Consider the following 19088-nt stretch of genomic DNA (forward strand, 5'->3'; position numbering starts at 1 on the left):
CCGAAATACTGAGAAAAAGCGTCGATATTCATGGGGGCACTCCTGAAAAAAGGAGTATGAGATCATAAGTAGCTCCGTGGGTCAAACTGAACGATTTTGATTAAATAACGTTCGCGATCTCACCCTAGAATATCTGGCTGACAACAATATTGAATTTGAAATCAAGGCCGCCAGTGATAAGGCCGAGGATCTAGTCAGATTACGCAAGGAACTAGACGATAAGTTCACCCGTAATACAGAAACTATGCGCACCGCTGTCAGCAAAAATGAAATTCGCGGCATAGCATCTACCCTTATCCGTGAATTAAGCATTCATTTAGGCAACGCCAAGGCCAAAGGAGACAAGGATTATGAAAAGTACTTATCCGGTCGTCTACGTCGCTTGAATGAAATAGAGAAAGAATGTTTAACCCAATTAAAAGAGGCAAACCAATGACCACAACCGCAATTGCATTAGCAGCAGATTATGAAAAATTACAACAGTTGGTAGAAACCGGCGAGTTCTCGCCAGAAGATATCGCCTATACACTTGAAAGTATCGAATGTGCTATCAGTGATAAACTTGACGCTATCATGATCCATGTTCGCAATATAGAAGGCCAAGCCAAGATTCTTGCAGATGAGTCTAAGCGACTCACTGACCGTAAAAAATTATTCGAAAGGCAAGTAAAAAACCTAAAAAAGTATGCACTGGACTGTTTACTGAAAGCGGGCATGGATTCACTACGAACTACCAAAAACACGTTCACAGCCAGAAAAGGTATTATAAATGTCATCATTGATGATGAGTCAAAATTACCTGATGAGTTAGTTGATGTGCAGACAATTACTGCTCCGGACAAAAAAGCCATCAAAGAAGCTATTGAAAACGGTATCAATGTACCGGGAGCTCATATTGAAGTCGGCCAGAGAAGCCTGCAAGTACGTTAATATTCATTACGTCCCACAAATATTGGGGCAATAAATAATATGGAGTGATTTATGGCTGCACGATTAGAAATCATTATCTCATTTGATGAAAGTCTAAATAAATACCAAGTAGAATGGATAACAGGAGAAAGTCAAGATATTACAAATGAAGAAAAGAAAATCATTGCCCAGTTAAAAAAAATAAATTACTGGCCTCAATGGAAAATAAATTAACTGTGAGTAACCAATATTACCTCCATTAGATATTTAACATTACCTTAAATTAACACAGGAAATGAATGTCAGAAAATAAATTCCATAATCATGTGGAATTTACGTTTGTATTTCACGACATGTATCTATTAGATGAAAAACATTCAGCAGAATACAAGATTGAAGGTAAATTAAAAGAGACAAACCAATGTTAAGACATTCACACAGCAAAAATGAAATTGTTAAATTAACGCTACCTGATGGGCGCAATGGGATCATCATTATCGATAGGAGTTGTAATGCACTCTATGATTTTCCGTTTGACGTTAAATAAGATTCCAAAATGGTGCTACATCTCATACCACTCATAATTCTATGTATAACAATGGGTTGAAGAAGGCCATGTGTAGCAGAATTATGAAACGTTATTTAAAATAGTTCCAGTATCCAATTCTCAGGCTACCGAGAAAATAAGAGATCGAAAATGATATACGGCCTGTTTCTACTTGTATGTTCTTCGATAAACTGCCAGTACATTTCTTACGGCCATACTTACCCGGATGAAAAAAACTGCATAGCAGAGATGGAGATACAAAGTCCTGGAATTTTTAAGTGTTTACCCATTGAAGTTATAATTCACACTCAAAACTGATTAAGCTTAATCAGAAATCAGGTAACACAATGAATAGCATGATGGTAAATCAACTGACCGGAGAACCATCATGCAACCCTGGCAACCAGGACAACAGTTATTAACCAACTTCGATATCAAATTGGGAAGATTAGCAGCCAGTGTCAAAAATACATCTTGCAATCAGGGGGATATTACCCGTGTTTGTGCTGCCGTTGATCTGATCATTATATCAATGATGAGGCAAAACCATGTGAGGTAAATAAATGGTGAATATTGAATGTGTTCCCATATCCGCTTATTGCTATGCAACAGGGGAAACGGTTGATGCAATTAATAAACGCATTCAGCGCGGTGTTTGGCTTGATGGCGTACATATACTGAAAGTTGAAGGTGTTAAGGAACGCTGGATTGATTTAAATGAGGTAGCTAAGTGGGCCAGGAAAAACAGTATAGTAAATTGCCCAGAGGAATTACAGTAAGGAACCATCGTTCTGGTGAAACTATAAATATCTCTTTTACATATAAGGGGGTTAAATGCCGAGAACTCCTCTCAAATCTGGAAGTAACGCCAAAAAATATTAAATATGCCGAGCGTAAACTCGGCGAAATATACAATAAAATTGAACGGGATATTTTTATTTATGCTGAATATTTCCCTAATTCATCACGTCTAAAAATATTCGGAAATGTCAATAAAGGAAAAACAATAAAAGATTATTTAGATGAGTATTTAAAAATTTGTGAAACGCGCAATTTATCGCCACCCACAATTAATGGATATAAAAAATGTAAAACTGCTCTATCTGAATTACATAAAATTCCCGTTGTAGAGTTAACACCAGCAATATTAAAAAGTTGGATTCAAAAACGATCAACTACTCTGAAAACAATCAGGAACAATCTGTCATTTTTACGAAGCGCCATAGATGAAGCAGTTACTGATTGCCTGATTAGTATGAATCCTGTGAATTTAGTAACAGCATCACGGTATCAAACTGAGCGAATAGAAAACGATAACGAATATATCGTTGACCCCCTATCTCCTAGCGAGGTCACTGCATTACTTTCAGCAGCAGGCAATAAACAAAAACAATGGGAAAATTTATTCCTTTTTGCGATACATACAGGACTTAGAAGCTCCGAGTTATGCGCACTTCGATGGCAGGATATCGATTTCATTGGCAAAACCGCACATGTCCAGTCAGCAAAAGTTGTGGGAACAATAAAGGGAACAAAGACAAAAGCCGGTACAAGAAAAGTTGAACTGGACACTAACGCTATGTCAGCCCTATTAAATCAGAAGGCATTCACTTTTATGAAAGGCGAAGTGGTCTTTGAGGACCCTAAAAAAGGTGAGACTTGGGCAGGCGCAGATGCAATTCGTAAAAAAGCCTGGGTGCCCACACTGAGAAAGGCCGGAATCCGATATCGCAACCCATATCAGACAAGGCACACATTTGCAACAAAACACATCAGCCAGGGAGTTAATCTTTTCTGGCTTGCCGCTCAAATGGGGCATAAAGGCCCAGAGATGCTTTTCAGACATTATGGATCATATCTGAAAGACTATGACGGCAGCACATACAAACCCAAACAGGTCAGTGGTGGGACATGAAAGGAGCTGCAAAGGATACGCAGCGAAGATATTTCATAAAAATGTCATTTATAACAATAAGATGAAAAAAATTAACGCGGGTTCAACTCCCGCCAGCTCCACCAAAATTCTCCATCGGTGATTACCAGGGTCATCCGATGAAGTCCTAAGAGCCCGCACGGCGCAAGCCCTGCGGGCTTTTTTGTGCCTTCAATTTGTCCCGCGAAGTCTGAAGCCAACTAATTAAATCCGAACCTTTTAGGCCCATTGATAGGCCCAACAAAAAGCTCTAATGTCTTCGTTGGGCCTAAATGCATGGAGACCCCCATGGCAAGACAAACCAAGCCGTTAACCGATACGGAAATCAAAGCCGCCAAACCTAAAGACGCTGACTACCTCCTTTATGATGGAGATGGCCTTACTCTGCTTGTTAAGCACAGCGGCAGCAAACTCTGGCAGTTTCGCTACTACCGCCCTTTTACCAAACAACGTACTAAGCAAAGTTTTGGTGCCTATCCATCTGTCACGCTTTCAGAGGCACGTAGACTAAAAGCCGAATCACGAGCATTAATTAGCCAAACAGATTGATCCTCAGGAATATCAGGAAGAAAAGGCTAGAAACTCTCAGGAGGCTAAGACCAACACTTTCATATTGGTTGCCGAACGATGGTGGAATGTGAAGAAAACCAGCGGAACAGAGGACTATGCGGATGATATCTGGCGTTCGCTTGAAAGGGATGTATTCCCGGCAATTGGTGATATCAGCGTAACCGATATTAAAGCTCATACGCTAGTTCAGGCAGTTCGCCCAGTTCAGGCTAGAGGTGCTTTGGAAACCGTCCGTCGCTTGTGTCAGCGCATTAATGAAGTGATGATTTATGCTCAGAATACGGGCCTGTGCTGAGGTAACGGTATTTTTTCACGAAGGCACTCAGCCCATATTTCATTAATAATATAAGCGTATCCGTGATTATCTTTGCCTGATATGATTTTCATGAGAAATAACACAATCAGTTTTGTATCTATTGATCTTTTTCTTTTTCGCCAGGAATTATCAATTTTTGAGCATGAATCAAAAAAAGTTTTGTTCAGAAAATGATATATATCCATCAGCATACTCTCCGGGGAAACTTAGATTTTTATAGCATAGGTGTTATCTTAACCAAATGCCATTGGATAGCCAAATACCCAATAAATGGCAGGAAGAGTGATAGCAAGTCTTAAGGGTAAATATAAACAGTTCTTCGTATGTAGCCATCAAGCCAGTGTCGGTAACCTAGGTATTCATCTCTTTTATTGGACGCCAGTGCAGGAACAACAGTTATCATGGCCTATAGAGAGTAGCTTACATACAGAATGTCAGCTGCCCAAGCTTTGTGTAATTGTCTGATTCTCTTCGTCGAAACTCACGCCAGCCATTACGACCCAACTTAATTTTTCTCTTGATAAATCAGTAATTTTAGCATTTCATTGGTCAATCAAACTCAATGGATACCCACAGGAGCAACGCGAATGTGGGGTACAAAGACCTTATTAAGTAGCCCTTGGGAGGGCATCGACTCTGCAAAATATTTGTACCGGATTGTCTCTCTATGTATGTGGTTATAATGCCTAGGCCTAGTGGAAGGAAAGATGACCGTGAAACTGTATGAAAATGTGGTGATTGGAAATTTTCTTTATGGTCTGGGCGTATCCATCGGCGGGCGTCTGAAATCCGGCTATATTCCCGGCGCTGTGGGCCTGCTACAGCAGACTCCCGAAGATACAGCGCTGGGTGATGTTTTGATTGCCTTTCCCGGCACACTACGTCTTATCGAGTTTAAAGCGAAAGGAAATTACTCTACTAAAGAGACTGATCGATATCAGAAATTATCGGTTATCCTGCAATCAAAGCCGGAGATGGAAATAGTCTCCCGTCGGGTGCATTGGTATGTGGAAACCGCTCCATCACGATTAAGTGGCGTTGAAACCTTCTTTTCTCCTTATCTTGACGCCTTTGACACGAAAATCCATAAGAGGCAGCCTTTCGCACTAGAAAAATTCATCAACGCCGTGGCGGACGATGCCATTTCACAGCAGGAACATGCGCGGCCACAGGTTGAAAAGGATTATCTAAAGCTGGTGCGCTGGTGTCAGGGCGTGGAGGAAACGGGGGCCGGAGTTCTGATCGTTATTGTTGGTTCTGGTGGCAGCATGGAGTTCGTTGCCCTAGAGGATTTGATGGAGTTGAATATGTCTTATGGGCAATGGATGGCGTATCAGCATGATATGGAGATAAAGCGAGAAAAGGCACTGGAGATGGCGATTGAAGAGAAAACTTTGAAGAAAGTATGGGAGATGGAGCTATGAGCGATAACAGGGAAAAACATCTGACAGACCATGATGTCCAGTTGTTTTTTGAAACGGCTAACACGTTATTGAAGGCGGCGAAAAGCGATGGAGAAAAGTCTCGGGAAGCAACGGCGATTTTGGCTTCTTTTACCAACAAAATTGATACTCGCCTGCGGAAGCTGGAAAATGATGTTACTCGCAGCATAAGTGAGTCGACGGAAATCACCGCGAACCGGGCAGCGGAACTGTTAAGTGTAAAGTTTCGGGAAGCAGACAAGGCGGCAGAAAAAGCGGCAAAGCTATATCTGGACGCCGAGAAAAAACTTAATTCTCGATCTTGGCTCTATTTCGCGGGTGCTCAACTGGCGTTCGTACTGCTCATGTCGGTGCTTATGAAGGTACTGGTGCCATCAATGGATGAGATTCAACAACGCCGGGCAGACTTAGCCAATCTTGAAAGGCAACTGGAGGTCGGAACATTCCACTGGTCCACATGTGGGGAAAAAAAAGAAAAATGTCTGCGCACGGATGAACGTGATGGCAAAGTCTGGAAAGGAGACGATGGCAGCATATGGCGCATCCCTTGGAAAGAATAATATGTTTTAGTTCATATTGGGCTAACACTTTTGTGGCTTTGGGCATTATCTAATCTGATAGACTGATTTATGCCGAAAGTTGATATTACGAAAACTACCGTGTTTTAAATAATAGGATAATTTTATTATACACTATCAACAGACCGCACATAAAACAGGTATCTTAATGCATAAAATTAAAAACATTCTACACCCTAACAGGGATAAATTTGGACAAGATCCCTTCGGATACAGTGCCTTAGCACGTCATAAGTTCGGCTTAGCCAGTACTTTAGCTGGATACCCTATTGATATCACAAAACCAGCTACAGATAGTGAATTAAAAAATCCTGTTATATGGTTAACACAAGCCCATGCTTTATCTCAAGCCGCAACAGCTGTTTTAGAAAAAGACCAAGCATTTGAAATTATGCCCTCTACTGTGCGTGGTGTTTGTGATAGTCAATACTGTGCGGTTGGTCTAATGCTTGTAGGCTACAGCCTAGAAATCTGTCTTAAATCAATCATTATCATAAAAGAAGGAGTTGAGGGCTATAAGGCAGTAGAGAAACGACATAGGCATCATAGACTACATAAACTGGCTCAGTTCATCCCAAATTTAAGCGAAAAAGAGCTAGTGATTTTAGAAGGACTAACACATTTTGTGTACTGGGCCGGAAGATATCCTGATCCTGGCTCAGGAAGAGAAGGCGATGCTGAAAACATCTTTGATATTTCCGAAAAGCACCAAATTTCAGCAAAAGATCTTTTCACGTTGTCGTCTAAAGTGATGCACTACGCTTCTGACATTGTTAATGAGATGTAAATCCACTTGACCTGTATATTAAAAGGTCATATAAAAAATTTACTGTCAGTGATATGCACATAGCTGACTTCCTTCATTGACAGGTTCAGATATGAATATTGATCTTTGTAAGCCACTTGACCTTCCCGATGAATTTGTCACTCGACTGAAGAAAATTGAGAAATTATGTATTTCTCAAAAATTCTCTGAATCATTAGTTGAGCATAGTGACCTTGCTACTCTGGTTAGAGACATTAATCAGTATTGTTTAAAAAATAAAATTATAGGCATTCATTATACAAGAGCTATACCTGAAAGCATCCTTTCACAAGGCTTATTAATACGAAACGGAAACGAAATAAGAGATTTATTCTTAAGTGAACATGGACATCTATTTTCTCAAGACGAAATTCTAATTATTAAAGATAGATGGTACCATTACTTTGACAATAGGCAGAGTTCTGTAAGAAATGGTCGTATTTTCTTCAACTTTACAGAAATTGAATTAGGGTGTAGCGGCACTAAATATTTACTGGGATTATATGGGGGAGAACAAGTAAGCATGTGCTTTGAACTTGATGAGCCACTTGGACTCAAGTTAGGAACAATTGGTCAACCAATAGTTGTACGATGCTCACTTGATCCTAACCAAGTAAAAACGTTTATTGAAAATCCTTGGGGAAAAATATTGGTTTCTTCCTTTCATGCATTGATCAATCCTGATGTATTTCGAATTGATCAGGATGGGTATCAGTTAATACCAGTGAAGCCAGAAGACATCATCGAGCTCAGGGTACTAAAAAAATAGAGCAACGCTAATTTTTGGAGTTTTTACGCTCACTACTCACTCATGTGAAACAACCATAAACAATCTCCTGCATCACAGGAGATTGTCACCTAGAACAAAAGCGCGATAAGCCAACAATGTACAGAGCGACATCCAGTGTTCACTCCACGAACTTACATATTCAGTCCGTAGCCTAAATTATTCTGAGGACAATGTCACAGTGTTATTTCAAAGACAGTCTGTTGAACTCCGGCATTCTCCCACCTTTTCTGCGTGACATTAGGGGCATTCTCATCGCTTAGTATCATGGTTCCATGCAACTTGCTTCCATTCTCCGTTCGACTGCCACCAAGCCCCTTCCGACCGACGCCAACAACTTTGGTCGTTGTCCCCACCAAGCCACATGTTGCGCTCTCCAATCAATAACCAAATTGGAGTCACAGCTTCTTTCGCACAGTACTTTCTTAGTGTTTCTTCACATATCAGGACTGCAGACTTATCTTTAATGGGAGCTAAAACCTTAATCAGTTCGTTGCCATCAGAATCGATCCAAGACCTCGTACTATTTTCTGCAAGCTGGATACCTAAGTCTTCAGCCACCCATCTCTGAGGCATGTATACTCCAAAACCTTCTTCCATTGTTTTATCGAGATGTCCCTCCCAGTTGTACCTTGCTACAGGGTTCGAGAATTTTTCTCCTGATAACCTTCGAAGGTCATCAGAGAATTTTTCCGACTTCCAGGTATCTCTCCAATAGGCTTCCAAAAAGAAAGGTCCATCAGTGTAATCGCGGGGTTGTAAATCTGTGACATCCAATGACTGCTGCTCTTTCAGGCCTGCAATAAATCCCTCTACATCATTTGATTTTACAAACGCACAATAGATGAAGCGAAATTCTTCATATCGAGCGTTATGCAAACCTCGGTGAGGCTCGGGGTAATTTTGTCTTTCACAATTAAATTCATAGAGAACGCGCCACCTCTTTCCATTTTCGTCGATACGCTGCAACTTTTCCTGCAGATCTTTGGTTGGATCTTCTTTGAAAGGCCACGCCTTGAGCTCCTCTTCTAAGACCTCAGGCAACCGAATCATAGGCTCAATCATCCATTCTTCATTGGCTTCCGAGTTTGCTGTAAAACGAGAAAGAGTGGGCAGTATCGTTGGCTCAATATCCCTGTGAAAGTCTTGGTAAGAATGCTTGTACACTAGCGGGACCTCGGGCCATTCGTTCAAGCACCAGAAGTTGTCCGATAACCGCGCTGTAATTTCGTCCAGCGCTATCCACTGATACTTTTTGCCGATCCTTTCAAAGTCATTTTCATACCTGGAGCCATAAGTACCGTGACCGTCTCGCGGGAAGAGCTCCTTGGACCAACCAAGTTCATAAGCCCGCTTGGTGACCTAGAGCCTACACTGCTGAACATCGACGTGCTCATACTGTGAATGATTACCTCCCTCATTAAGATAATCTTTCACAAATCGCAATTTCTCGGCTTCAGACAAGAGTTCTTCAACTTTTGCACGTGAAGCAAATAGCTCTGATGCCGCCTCACTTTCTAATTTCTCTGCTTCATCATCCGATACGTCTTGATCGGTTATGTACCTTAATAACCAGAAATGAGGTTTAGCATGAACCTCCTTGAATGCCTCAAACGCTTCTACTCTTTCTGCACGAATCGAGATGACTTCCTCGACGAACTTCGCTTTAACTTCATCGGCGGAAATTGGTGCCGGCTCTCTCAGTGGTGTAGTGAGAAAGCTTCTAACGCGACCAGGAATAATATATTTACCAAAATCCCCCCACTCACTTGCCGCTGACCTAAAGATCGTCTTTGAGCCTCTTTCCTCCGCAAGCTCTTCGACTCTTTCAGAAGTTAGATCGAAATCAGGAGGTGCAGAGTTGTAAGGCGGTAAACACTGCTTCAAAACAACGTTCGTACTCAAACTGTTCTTGGCTTCTGCAAGCTCGATGATACCTAGCGCATAGTCTCTCGTTAACAGAGCAACTGGTGGCTTGCTATGCGCGAAAATAGTCTCCCATACAGTGCTTGAGTAGGAACTTAATCGCTCCATTGATCGATCGATACAGCAGGCTCCAAATGCAGCAGAATACAATCTCTCAAGGAGGTATGGATCATTGCACCCTGCCAGCTTCTCTAGAACAAATTGGAAGACTGTTGATTGACGCAAGAAAATCGATGCTAAAGCCTTTGAAGCTTGATCTCGGGTCGTCCTGCGGGAGGAAGTTAGCAACCAAGCGATTACTAATCCTGCAAGTTCAAGATGCCTGATGTCGGCATTCGCCGTCCCATTTGCCCAAGAGATGAGACGCGCAACTTGGTTTCCTTCTTCATAACTAGCCCTGTTAACCCAATTCGTCCAACAGCTGTCTCGTTCTGGCATCGTTTGCCCAAACAACCAATTATGCAGGAATGTAGCGTTCCAGGGATGATTAATAGTCATAGAAACTTCGACTAGAAGTGCTAATTTATCGCTCCACCGCTCATCAAGTTTGTTGAACAGTTCAAGGCTTCGATCTGTGAATGCGTCCAAGCGACGCCACTTGCAGCTTGTTTCGTAGGCTTCTTGCAGGATGTGATTGTCTGCCCAAAGATCCACACCTTCAGGTAGTGTATCCGCAAATTCGACGGCGAATCGCTCTGGATAGAGCGTAGAAAGTGCCCCTAAAAGCCCAGCATACTTATATGAGAAACCTATGCTCATATCGTCATCAAAGAACAAGAATGACAATTCTCCACCTGTTTCGAATGCAGCAGGCAATTGGCTTGCATTGAACTGATCAACGATTGCTTGCGCCATCAGGTGGTCTTGAAAACGCTGAAATGCGAACCGAATACGATCCTGCAAAGGATTCAGTGGGTCGCTCTCCTTGCTGGAAGGACATAGGTATCTACACATTTATTGAAATTAATGTTATTACTTTTCAGCATGCATTCAATTTCTCTATCGCCGGGCTTGATGCCCGGCTTAACCGCCGATACCCGATGCTGGTTAGACAACATATGACACCTTCAGACCCACTCGCCTGCGCCATTAAAGATGTCGCCTGCACCCAGAAAACCACGTTCGCGACGACCCAGGCTGTCTGGCGTTTTCTCAATAATGACCGTATTGCTTTCAGCCAGCTTAACGAACCGATCATGGCATTGGCTCGCAAAGAAATGGCCCGTACCCCCCATTAATACGCCCTTGTCGCACACGACTGGTCGCGTTTAAATTTTTATTCCCATCGTCACAAAACAGAGCGACGACAGATGACACATAAAACGGATGTCGGCTATGAATTACAAAGCAGCTTACTGATTGATGCATCCTCAGGCCTGCCGGTCGCCCCGTTGGGACAAACACTGACGGATAACCTGAATTGTCACTCGACCCTCACGGAAACGTTACCTGAACCGCTCACCCATTTGGATGCCCTGACCGCCGACATTACCCGGTTAGAAGCTCTGGGTCTTGAAAAGACGTTGGTTCACATCATCGAGCGGGAAGGGGATCCCATCGGGCATATGAGAACATTGAGTGAACACGGTTTTTACTGGCTTATCCGGGGGAAAGAGGGGCATCGGGTTCAGTATCAGGGAAGCACGAAAAAGCTGGGCGAGGTGGCAGACGGACTGACTTTCCGCATCCGTGGACAGGTTGACTATAAAGGGAAGAAAGCCCATCTTGCGGTCAGCGAAACGGAAGTGATAATCACGCGGGCTGCCAAACCAAAACGGATTGATACACACACGGGGAAAAGAGTGAAAGCCGACCCCGGAAAACCGCTGGATGTCAGATTAGTGGTGGTCAGGCTCAGTGATGATGCCGGAAATGACCTGGCTGGACGTTGCTGACGAACGTAGGGCATGACATTCGTGGTGATGAAGTCGCTCACTGGTATTACTGGCGCTGGAATATAGAGTCATTTTTTAAGCTGATAAAGGGAGCGGGACAGGATATTGAATCATGGCTTCAACGTAGTGCGGAGGCGGTGTTGCGCAGATTACTGATAGCCAGTATGGCCTGCGTGCTGGTTTGGCGATTACAGCGGTCCGAGGGTGAGGAAAATGCCCGAGCCCGGCAATGGGTTTGCAGGCTATCAGGAAGGCAACAAAAACGGGGAAGATTAGAGAGTGCCCCAGCTCTCCTTGCGGGATTATCTGTCCTCCTGAACACGTTGATGTTGCTATCGGAGTATACCCCGGAAGAACTGACCCATTTAGCGGCAAGGGCATTGGGCCAGTTCGAAGATGTGTAGATATCTATGCTGGAAGGGGGAGGGTCACGCCTTAGCACGCTGGAACGGGTCAAAACATTCAACCAAGTCGTATTTGTTGGTTTGGAAAGCTGTGCAAACTCATCGTTTACGATTTTGTCGACAACAGTAAGCTCCACGAAGTCTTCACCGGTTTTGACCATTTTGCCTGCAATAGATTGGACAGTTCTTTTGATAGCGGTAGCGAGGAGATCGTAATCGACGCTGGCCAACCCGGTGCGCATTGACAGAGAGTCTAAATAAAACGACATCAGTTGAGAAATCCCGTGCAGTCCCTTTGGAAACTCCACCTCACCTTTTGCCTGCAGAGCTTCACTGGTGCTCTTAAAAAAAAGTGGATTTCGGAACTCAGGAGATAACCATGGAGTGTTCGGCCTAGCAATGCCTTTCAGGTCCAGATACTTTTCTGCGGCCGCTTCCATTTCTTGAATAGTTTGAAAACCCTCTATCCGAAATACGCTGGCCTCTTCGATAACTGATTTTGGAAAGGCAAAAGACAAATACTCTTCACGGCACGAAAAGACAAATGCCAATTCTGGATAAGCCTTCGCTTGTGTCAACAAACCAGCAATTCGAGCGCGCCAGAAGTCGGCTCCTACCCCCTCGTTGATCGCATCAACCAATACTAGCGCGCGTTTACCCTGGCGCTCCGCAGCTGTACTTAGAAGGCTCAATATCTCATCAGAGGTCCTCTCAGGAATATCAAGTAGCGCACCGACCTGTCCCCAGATATCCGTATCCGAAAAACTCTGCCCGATTAGAAGAACTGTTGGTTCCTTCGTTGACAGCCGGTGATCTGCTACATGCGCCAGCAAGTGCGATTTACCCGCCCCCACAGGACCGGTAACAATCGCATATCGTGCGCGTTCGGCACGCAAGTTCTTACTATCCGTAAACGACTTTAGTTTGTAAATCGCGCTACGAGCATCCGACATCCTTACTTCAATACCATTAAGAGAAAGCACCTCTGAATCTGCTTTGGAATTCTGCCTGACAGCGTTGAGCACAGCTTCCAACGGTCAAAGAGTTTCACTGTATCCCACCAACGCGTCTAGAACCGTCGTAGTGCGCCACTCATCTCTAAAATTGGGGGAAAAGACTTCTTCTGTATTAAGTAGACTAATCAAAGCCTGTTCTACACTATCAATGTCCGACTGGCTGGGCTGCAGAGATAGTTTAGTAAAATCGCTTAATGAAAAGCGCTGTTTCCTTAACTTTGCGTAGCACTCCCTGACTTGTGACATTGTGGTTGGCCCACGAACCATTGCATCAAACATAGCCTCTAATGATGTATGTACGTGTTCAGAAGGACTGTATCTGTCATCCAACAAGCCTTTCGCTATGAGAAAGTGCTTCCTGAACCAAGTCATACCAAGGACTTGCTCCCCGAACCAATGCCGTACGAGACCGATGTTCTCTTCTCGAAAAAGCATGTCGTTGATGTCCGTTGCGGTCCAAGGCTCAAACTTAACACTCAGCCCCTTTTTTTGGGCCCAACCTTTCCACTTTGTTACTCTAGCCTCCCACTTATCCCAAGCAGAACGGGCAAGTCCCAAATATGTTCTCTTATGAGTAAGATTGATTGGTAAAGCCACCACGTAGTTTGTGAGTTCAGGATGCACCTCCAGCGCGCGTTTCACGGACTCGTCAATCTGGGACCATTGGCCAGAACCGAGTTGCAAAAAATACTTGGCTTGATAACCTAACTTCGTTCCATCGTTCAGTATCCAAAGAGCCTCTACTCCGCCGTCGCCACCGCTCCCTTCAATCCTCTGGAAATCCACGGCTTCCTCAGGGCGTTGCCGCTTAGCCAACAGGCAAACAAGTTCTTCAAAGGACTCTCTTTGTCCATGCTCAAAGGCATTTATCTTCGAGAAATTCAACAAGCCACTCCTCCAACTCGTTAATCAAACACTAACTTACAAAAAAACAGAAAGGGAATTTCCCATCACGGCACTACCTAACTGCAGTTTATGGGGCAAAGGTACACATTACGCATTCAGAGCCAAATAAGTAACTGAATAATCAATTGCTGGAAGTACCATGTATTGCATGCTAACAACGAATGTCTGATTTTCATCCTTCATACCCATGACCAACATAATGCTACGTCTAATGCTTAGATCCAGAAAGGGTTACCTTTATGTAAGTACACTCGATATAGTTGAGCTCAGCCTCTACGGCCTTCAGAACGGCGATGATCTGATGTTCGGTAAAACGGGCTTTACGGTTTGCCATATCCTTTAGGACAGGGTCAATGTTGGAAGATCTTTCAAAGTGAATCGCTCCATTATGCGGGATGGTTGTACTACCTTATGGGAACACCATTTCTTGATATGTCACATTGCTACACAAAACTTAACTCGATTTTTTACAAAACACGAATGGTTAATGAATAAGCAAATCAAATACTGTGACTTGCTATAAAAATCTTATGGCTGATACTATAAAGTCAGTGGCATTCAGTCATATGGATGTATAAAAGGATATTAATCACAATACGTTGTGCAACTATGAACTTAACCTTCTATCTCAAACGCATCCTTAGACAAACCCTTTCAGAAGGGCAGCAGGATTTTACCGAAACAGAGCTCCTTGCAGCCTCCAAGTTCATCGTTGTTCTAGCCGAACCTGGAGGCGGTAAAAGTACTCTATTGAAGAGCCTTGCTTGTCAACTTGGGACTGATGTTGTCACCGCTAGCTTGTTTAAAGCTATTGGCGCTGACGAAGAAAATATCCCGCTCGTTATTGATGCTTTTGATGAAATTGCAAAGATTGATAAGACTGGTATTCATAGTCTCTTCAAAAATATTAGGATTGCAAAACCCACGCATATTGTTATCTCAAGCCGTTCAAGTGAATGGGGATATGCGGAAACTGCTACGGTAGAAAAATTTTTAAATATCTCCCCCATGATCGTCAGGCTCGTAGAGTTTTCCTTTACAGAACAGCAGGCAATTTTTGAACACTATATGCCTGGGGAAGAGTATGCTGCATTTCGTTCTGAGATAGAAAGATTTGACCTGGAAGCTTTACTTCCAAACCCACAGTTCTTGCAAATGTTTGCAGATGCTTATATTGAGAGCAGCAGACACTTCACCGACAAGCGTAGAATTTTTGCCTTGGCCGTCGAGTGTCTTGCAAAAGAAGCGAACAGAGATATTCCCCGAAGCTACTCATCGTTATCAAGCACACAAAAAATCGAACTCGCCTCAGAAGTCTTCACTAAGCTCCTGCTTTCGGGAGCAGAAGGTATAACCACCATTGAGGCATCTGAAAGCAGAATGTACCCTCATCTATCCTCAGTGGTGCAATCTGATAAAATTTGCGATGATATTCTGGCAACAAGACTTTTCGTGCCCGGAAGCCATCAAGACCAACATCGGCCCGTACACAAAATTGTTGCCGAATACTGTACTGCTGACTATCTTACCCAGCGGATATCCGACCCGGCTGACTTTCCAACGTTACCAAAATGTTTATCCATCATTGCCCCAAACTCAGTTGTTCGTGACGAGCTCAGAGGCGTGTTGGGCTGGATGGCAGCCTTGGGCAATAAGTCAGTACAAGAAACAACCATCAAGCTCGACCCTTATGCTGTATTTGCCAATGGAGATCCCTCTCAACTCCTCCCATCGTCAAAAAAGTTTCTTATTGAAAATCTAAAAAAAATAGAATCTACAGACCCATATTTTCGTCGTGGCGATCAGTGGAGAACATTTAGTATATCAGGGTTCTTCACCCAAGATATCTTGAATGAAATAAGGGAGTTTTTATCGAATAAAGGTAATGGACACTTACGCGATCTGCTTTTGGAGCTGCTTTCAGGCTCGCCTGCAAGCCAGTCGTTAACCAATGAGCTTACTGTAATCATACTAGATACCAAACAAAGTGAGCATACACGTTATTTGGCAAGTCAGACTCTTCGTTCACTAGACCAGTATGATTATCGAGGAGTATTATCTGTGCTGATTTTTGAAGCTAATAGCACCTCGCTTCATATTGCATCTGAAATCATCACAGCAGTTGGGTTGGAAAATTTTAACATTCGGTATTTAGCAGGTTTTTTACGGGTTTGTGCTAATCAATATCCGTCTTACGACTCCCGAGACGACACCGCGATAGGAAGCCGTTATTATATAAAGCAGTTTATTAATCAACTACCATTATCAGTACTTCAGCCGCTAATGGATGAATTGACTTGCAATTTAACTTGCTGCTGCAGTAAAAACTCGTATGAATGCTTTTGTTTGAATGGCATAAGCAAGATCGTTGGCTCAATGCTAGATCGTTACTTTGAAATAGCATCACCGCCATTTAATCCTGTTCGTGTGTGGGAATGGACAGGAAATCTTAACTTCAATAACCAAAATCATCCAAACCAGTGCCAGTCGATTAAGACAATGCGACAGGATGATAACTTACGTCAGGGAATTATTGCCTATATTTTGGGTACAGTGAAAGACCGTAAAGTTATTTATGACATTAAAGTTCGCAAGTTTCAGGGATATTTTCATTCGCATGCTGGCCTGCATATGCTGGAAAAAGACTATCAGTTCATCTTGGATATGACTTATGAACTAAATAATGTCGATCTATGGGCAAGCTTCATTCCGTGCCATCAATATAACAATATTAAAGAAAAAATTGGGCCAAATGAATTACGGCAACTTGCTCGTCTCCAAGCTAACTCAAAACCTGAATTTATGAAAGAGTGGGCTTGCTTCAACAAGGCCATGGCTAAGCTAGAACTTGAAAACCAAGGCTGGAAACGTCAACTGTCTCGCGGAAAAAAACGTAGAAAAAGAAGACAGGATAAGATTAGAGAAAATAACAAAAAGTATATTACTAATAATAGACAAGATATTGCCAACGGGCGAGATTGGGCAAGCCTTATTCACTTCTCAGAACTAGTGCTTATGGCACCAGCCAGAATTAAGCATGAGTTTGATGATAAGACTATGATCAGAAACGCACTAAGAAACTGTCTGAATTTTATTCGTGATAGCGTACCTGACTTATCCGAATTAGCAAAATTGCAATGTGAGTCTAAGCGAATGAACTCCGAAACAGTGCTTTATGCTGCTTGCCTCGAAATATTTCGAGGCAAGGGAAATCTTGAAAGTGTTGATTTACCTCTTCTTCAGGCATTTAAAACTAACATTCGGGCAGGGTTCAGCGCGGTGTCTAAAGAAGAACGTGAAGCATTAGAAAATGAAATCAATCGTCTTGTTTTTTCTGAGCCAGAAAGTGCAGAAAACTTTCTCCGCCAATATCTGGAACCACAACTGTCGCAGCCCTGCGCCAACCCTGAGTTATGGTTATTATCTCACGATGAACCGTTCCAACATTTACATGCGTCTTTGTCAACTGAATGGCTTAAACGCTTCCCAAGCTTAACAATTGATGCTTTACAAAGACTTTTCAATATTGCATTACAATACGGTCTCAGAGAAGATGTGATAAAAATAATTGCAGAGCGTTGCTCTGACATCATGGATAATAATCCAGAACTAACAAACAACGAAACGTTAGAGAAAAAAAGATTATTTTGGCTTGTAAGGGCATTTTACTTTTTGGATGAAATTCCAGATATTTATTGGCAATGGCTCACATCGAATAAAGATAATCTACTTCGATTCAGCAATGGCAGAATGAGCTATAGAGATAATCAACACTGGCCAGATCTTAACGCATCTAAAATTAGGATGGTTTTAGATGTTTTTGTTGAGAAATGGCCAAAAGTAGATCTACCTAATAACTGGGGAACCGATAGCCCACAGGAAGAGAAAGCGTACCGTTTGCTAACTGATTTAGTTTGGTCTATTGAATCGAGTGAGCCAGATGACGCGCTCCCAGTACTTGAAAAATTATTAAGAGATCCACGACTTACTGATTTTCATAAAGATATGCAAAGCATACATGCTGGATTAGTCAGGAAAAAAGCATTGAGGGACTTTGAACCCCCAACAGTCAAAGAAATCAAAAAGCACTTAGATGAGGATGAAGTTGTAACTGTGGAAGCCCTGCGCCAACGAGTTATGCAAGAGTTAGAGATTCTTCAGGAAGCTATCAATGGAGGAGAGTTTAACACAGTAAATCTATTCTACGATGCAAGTGGCGCGCATCTAAAAGAAGTGAGATCAACTGAAATTATTGCTGAGCGACTCAGTATGAGGCTGGAATCTTATAACATAATAATTACTCCTGAGCATCAATTAAAAGATAAAAACAGGAGCGACTTTACTGCCGCCAAATTAATCAATGGGAAAAGGCGATTACTCGTTGCTGAAGTAAAAGGACAGTGGCATTCAGAGCTCTATACAGCCGCGGCTTGCCAACTACATGAACGCTATTCAATTCATCCAGACGCTGAGCAACAAGGTATTTACCTTGTCTTATGGTTCGGGCGTAATGTAGGCGTTGCCGGGCGTAAACGTCATGATATCACTGATGCGAAGGCGCTTAAATCAAGTATTGTAGAGTGCATGCCAGCAGATCTGCTCGGTTTGATCGATGTCTTTGTTTTAGATTTAACTAAAGAAAGAAATTAGATAAAATAATGTAAAACGACTTTCGGAATGAGTAACGAAGCTGCCATTATAAATGTTTTTATTAAAGTTCATGAAGTTAACTGTCTTCAAGCTGAATCACTATCCAAAATCATTAACACTCACTTATTTACAAGCTTGTTAAATATTTCTTTAAGCTCACTATTAGACCATTTAATGAGCCTGCGGCGGATAGTCTCTTCTCTATCGCCAGTATCATCTTCCCATTTATCTGGGTTAATTTTTTTATCATATTCACAAAGATAAGGTATTATAGTTTCAGAAACTTGACGCTTAGTTCTCCCCCATCATCAGGGGAATTGTCCATAAGAACGATAACAACCTTATCCTTCAGATATTCAAGATCTGCCAGTTTATTTTTCCCACCAATACTTGAATTCATTTTT

The 19088-nt window shown here is 42.5% G+C and carries 17 protein-coding genes, 1 tRNA gene and 1 pseudogene; 15 read left to right on the forward strand and 4 right to left on the reverse strand.

Annotated elements, in window-relative coordinates; all coding sequences use genetic code 11:
* Positions 1-244 precede the first annotated feature (244 nt).
* The 12 genes and pseudogenes from C5471_RS19540 (at position 245) to C5471_RS19595 (ending at position 7869) form a co-directional block, all read left to right on the forward strand.
* Positions 245-436 carry a hypothetical protein gene (locus tag C5471_RS19540; protein ID WP_133815233.1) on the forward strand — a complete coding sequence of 64 codons (192 nt, stop codon included), beginning with the start codon at positions 245-247 and terminating at the stop codon, positions 434-436.
* Entirely contained in the window at positions 433-930 is a 498-nt protein-coding gene (locus C5471_RS19545) for a siphovirus Gp157 family protein (protein ID WP_166296283.1), read from the forward strand. Before C5471_RS19540 ends, C5471_RS19545 begins: the two co-directional genes overlap by 4 nt.
* 51 nt (positions 931-981) lie before the next feature.
* The gene (locus C5471_RS19550; RefSeq protein WP_166296286.1) at positions 982-1143 is read left to right on the forward strand and encodes a hypothetical protein; all 162 of its coding nucleotides are present in this window, start codon (positions 982-984) and stop codon (positions 1141-1143) included.
* A gap of 701 nt (positions 1144-1844) precedes the next feature.
* Positions 1845-2015, forward strand: coding sequence for a hypothetical protein (locus C5471_RS19555; RefSeq protein ID WP_011147665.1), 171 nt, complete (start codon positions 1845-1847; stop codon positions 2013-2015).
* A 4-nt stretch (positions 2016-2019) separates the two neighbouring features.
* A complete protein-coding gene (locus tag C5471_RS19560) occupies positions 2020-2235 on the forward strand; it encodes an excisionase (protein WP_133815231.1) in 216 nt (71 codons plus the stop codon).
* Positions 2187-3371 carry an Arm DNA-binding domain-containing protein gene (locus tag C5471_RS19565; RefSeq protein WP_133815230.1) on the forward strand — a complete coding sequence of 395 codons (1185 nt, stop codon included), beginning with the start codon at positions 2187-2189 and terminating at the stop codon, positions 3369-3371. Before C5471_RS19560 ends, C5471_RS19565 begins: the two co-directional genes overlap by 49 nt.
* A gap of 2 nt (positions 3372-3373) precedes the next feature.
* A tRNA-OTHER gene (locus tag C5471_RS19570) sits at positions 3374-3475 on the forward strand.
* Positions 3476-3677: 202 nt separating this feature from the next.
* Positions 3678-4248 (forward strand): annotated as a pseudogene (locus C5471_RS19575) (phage integrase central domain-containing protein); the annotation flags it as partial.
* 734 nt (positions 4249-4982) lie between these two features.
* Positions 4983-5699 (forward strand): hypothetical protein, encoded by a 717-nt coding sequence (locus tag C5471_RS19580; RefSeq protein ID WP_207627407.1) that lies wholly within the window; start codon positions 4983-4985, stop codon positions 5697-5699.
* On the forward strand, positions 5696-6277 hold the full coding sequence (locus C5471_RS19585) for a hypothetical protein (RefSeq protein WP_133815229.1): 582 nt from the start codon (positions 5696-5698) through the stop codon (positions 6275-6277). Before C5471_RS19580 ends, C5471_RS19585 begins: the two co-directional genes overlap by 4 nt.
* Before the next feature lie 166 nt (positions 6278-6443).
* Positions 6444-7082 carry a HEPN domain-containing protein gene (locus C5471_RS19590; RefSeq protein ID WP_133815228.1) on the forward strand — a complete coding sequence of 213 codons (639 nt, stop codon included), beginning with the start codon at positions 6444-6446 and terminating at the stop codon, positions 7080-7082.
* Between the two features lie 91 nt (positions 7083-7173).
* Positions 7174-7869, forward strand: a complete 696-nt coding sequence (locus tag C5471_RS19595) for a hypothetical protein (RefSeq protein ID WP_133815227.1) — start codon at positions 7174-7176, stop codon at positions 7867-7869.
* Between the two features lie 270 nt (positions 7870-8139).
* On the opposite strand, the gene C5471_RS19600 is transcribed toward C5471_RS19595, so the two are convergent.
* The gene (locus C5471_RS19600; RefSeq protein ID WP_133815226.1) at positions 8140-9054 is read right to left on the reverse strand and encodes a hypothetical protein; all 915 of its coding nucleotides are present in this window, start codon (positions 9052-9054) and stop codon (positions 8140-8142) included.
* Positions 9055-9249: 195 nt separating this feature from the next.
* Positions 9250-10668 (reverse strand): hypothetical protein, encoded by a 1419-nt coding sequence (locus C5471_RS19605; RefSeq protein ID WP_133815225.1) that lies wholly within the window; start codon positions 10666-10668, stop codon positions 9250-9252.
* 23 nt (positions 10669-10691) lie between these two features.
* On the opposite strand from C5471_RS19605, the gene C5471_RS24535 reads away from it, so the two are divergent.
* Together C5471_RS24535 and C5471_RS24540 are read left to right on the forward strand one after the other, a co-directional pair.
* Complete coding sequence (locus C5471_RS24535; RefSeq protein ID WP_242688784.1) at positions 10692-11051, forward strand: transposase; 360 nt, start codon at positions 10692-10694, stop codon at positions 11049-11051.
* Positions 11052-11123: 72 nt separating this feature from the next.
* On the forward strand, positions 11124-11708 hold the full coding sequence (locus tag C5471_RS24540) for a flagellar biosynthesis protein FlhF (protein WP_242688786.1): 585 nt from the start codon (positions 11124-11126) through the stop codon (positions 11706-11708).
* A gap of 118 nt (positions 11709-11826) precedes the next feature.
* Here the strand turns inward: C5471_RS24540 and C5471_RS24545 are convergent, their stop codons facing one another.
* Positions 11827-13095: an NACHT domain-containing protein gene (locus C5471_RS24545; RefSeq protein WP_242688788.1), complete on the reverse strand. Its 1269-nt coding sequence runs from the start codon at positions 13093-13095 to the stop codon at positions 11827-11829.
* A 54-nt stretch (positions 13096-13149) separates the two neighbouring features.
* The gene (locus C5471_RS19615; RefSeq protein ID WP_166296289.1) at positions 13150-14013 is read right to left on the reverse strand and encodes an AAA family ATPase; all 864 of its coding nucleotides are present in this window, start codon (positions 14011-14013) and stop codon (positions 13150-13152) included.
* Between the two features lie 630 nt (positions 14014-14643).
* On the opposite strand from C5471_RS19615, the gene C5471_RS19620 reads away from it, so the two are divergent.
* The gene (locus C5471_RS19620) at positions 14644-18684 is read left to right on the forward strand and encodes an NACHT domain-containing protein (RefSeq protein ID WP_133815223.1); all 4041 of its coding nucleotides are present in this window, start codon (positions 14644-14646) and stop codon (positions 18682-18684) included.
* Positions 18685-19088 lie beyond the last annotated feature (404 nt).

This window comes from Photorhabdus tasmaniensis (genome assembly GCF_011189505.1).
GTDB lineage: Bacteria > Pseudomonadota > Gammaproteobacteria > Enterobacterales > Enterobacteriaceae > Photorhabdus > Photorhabdus tasmaniensis.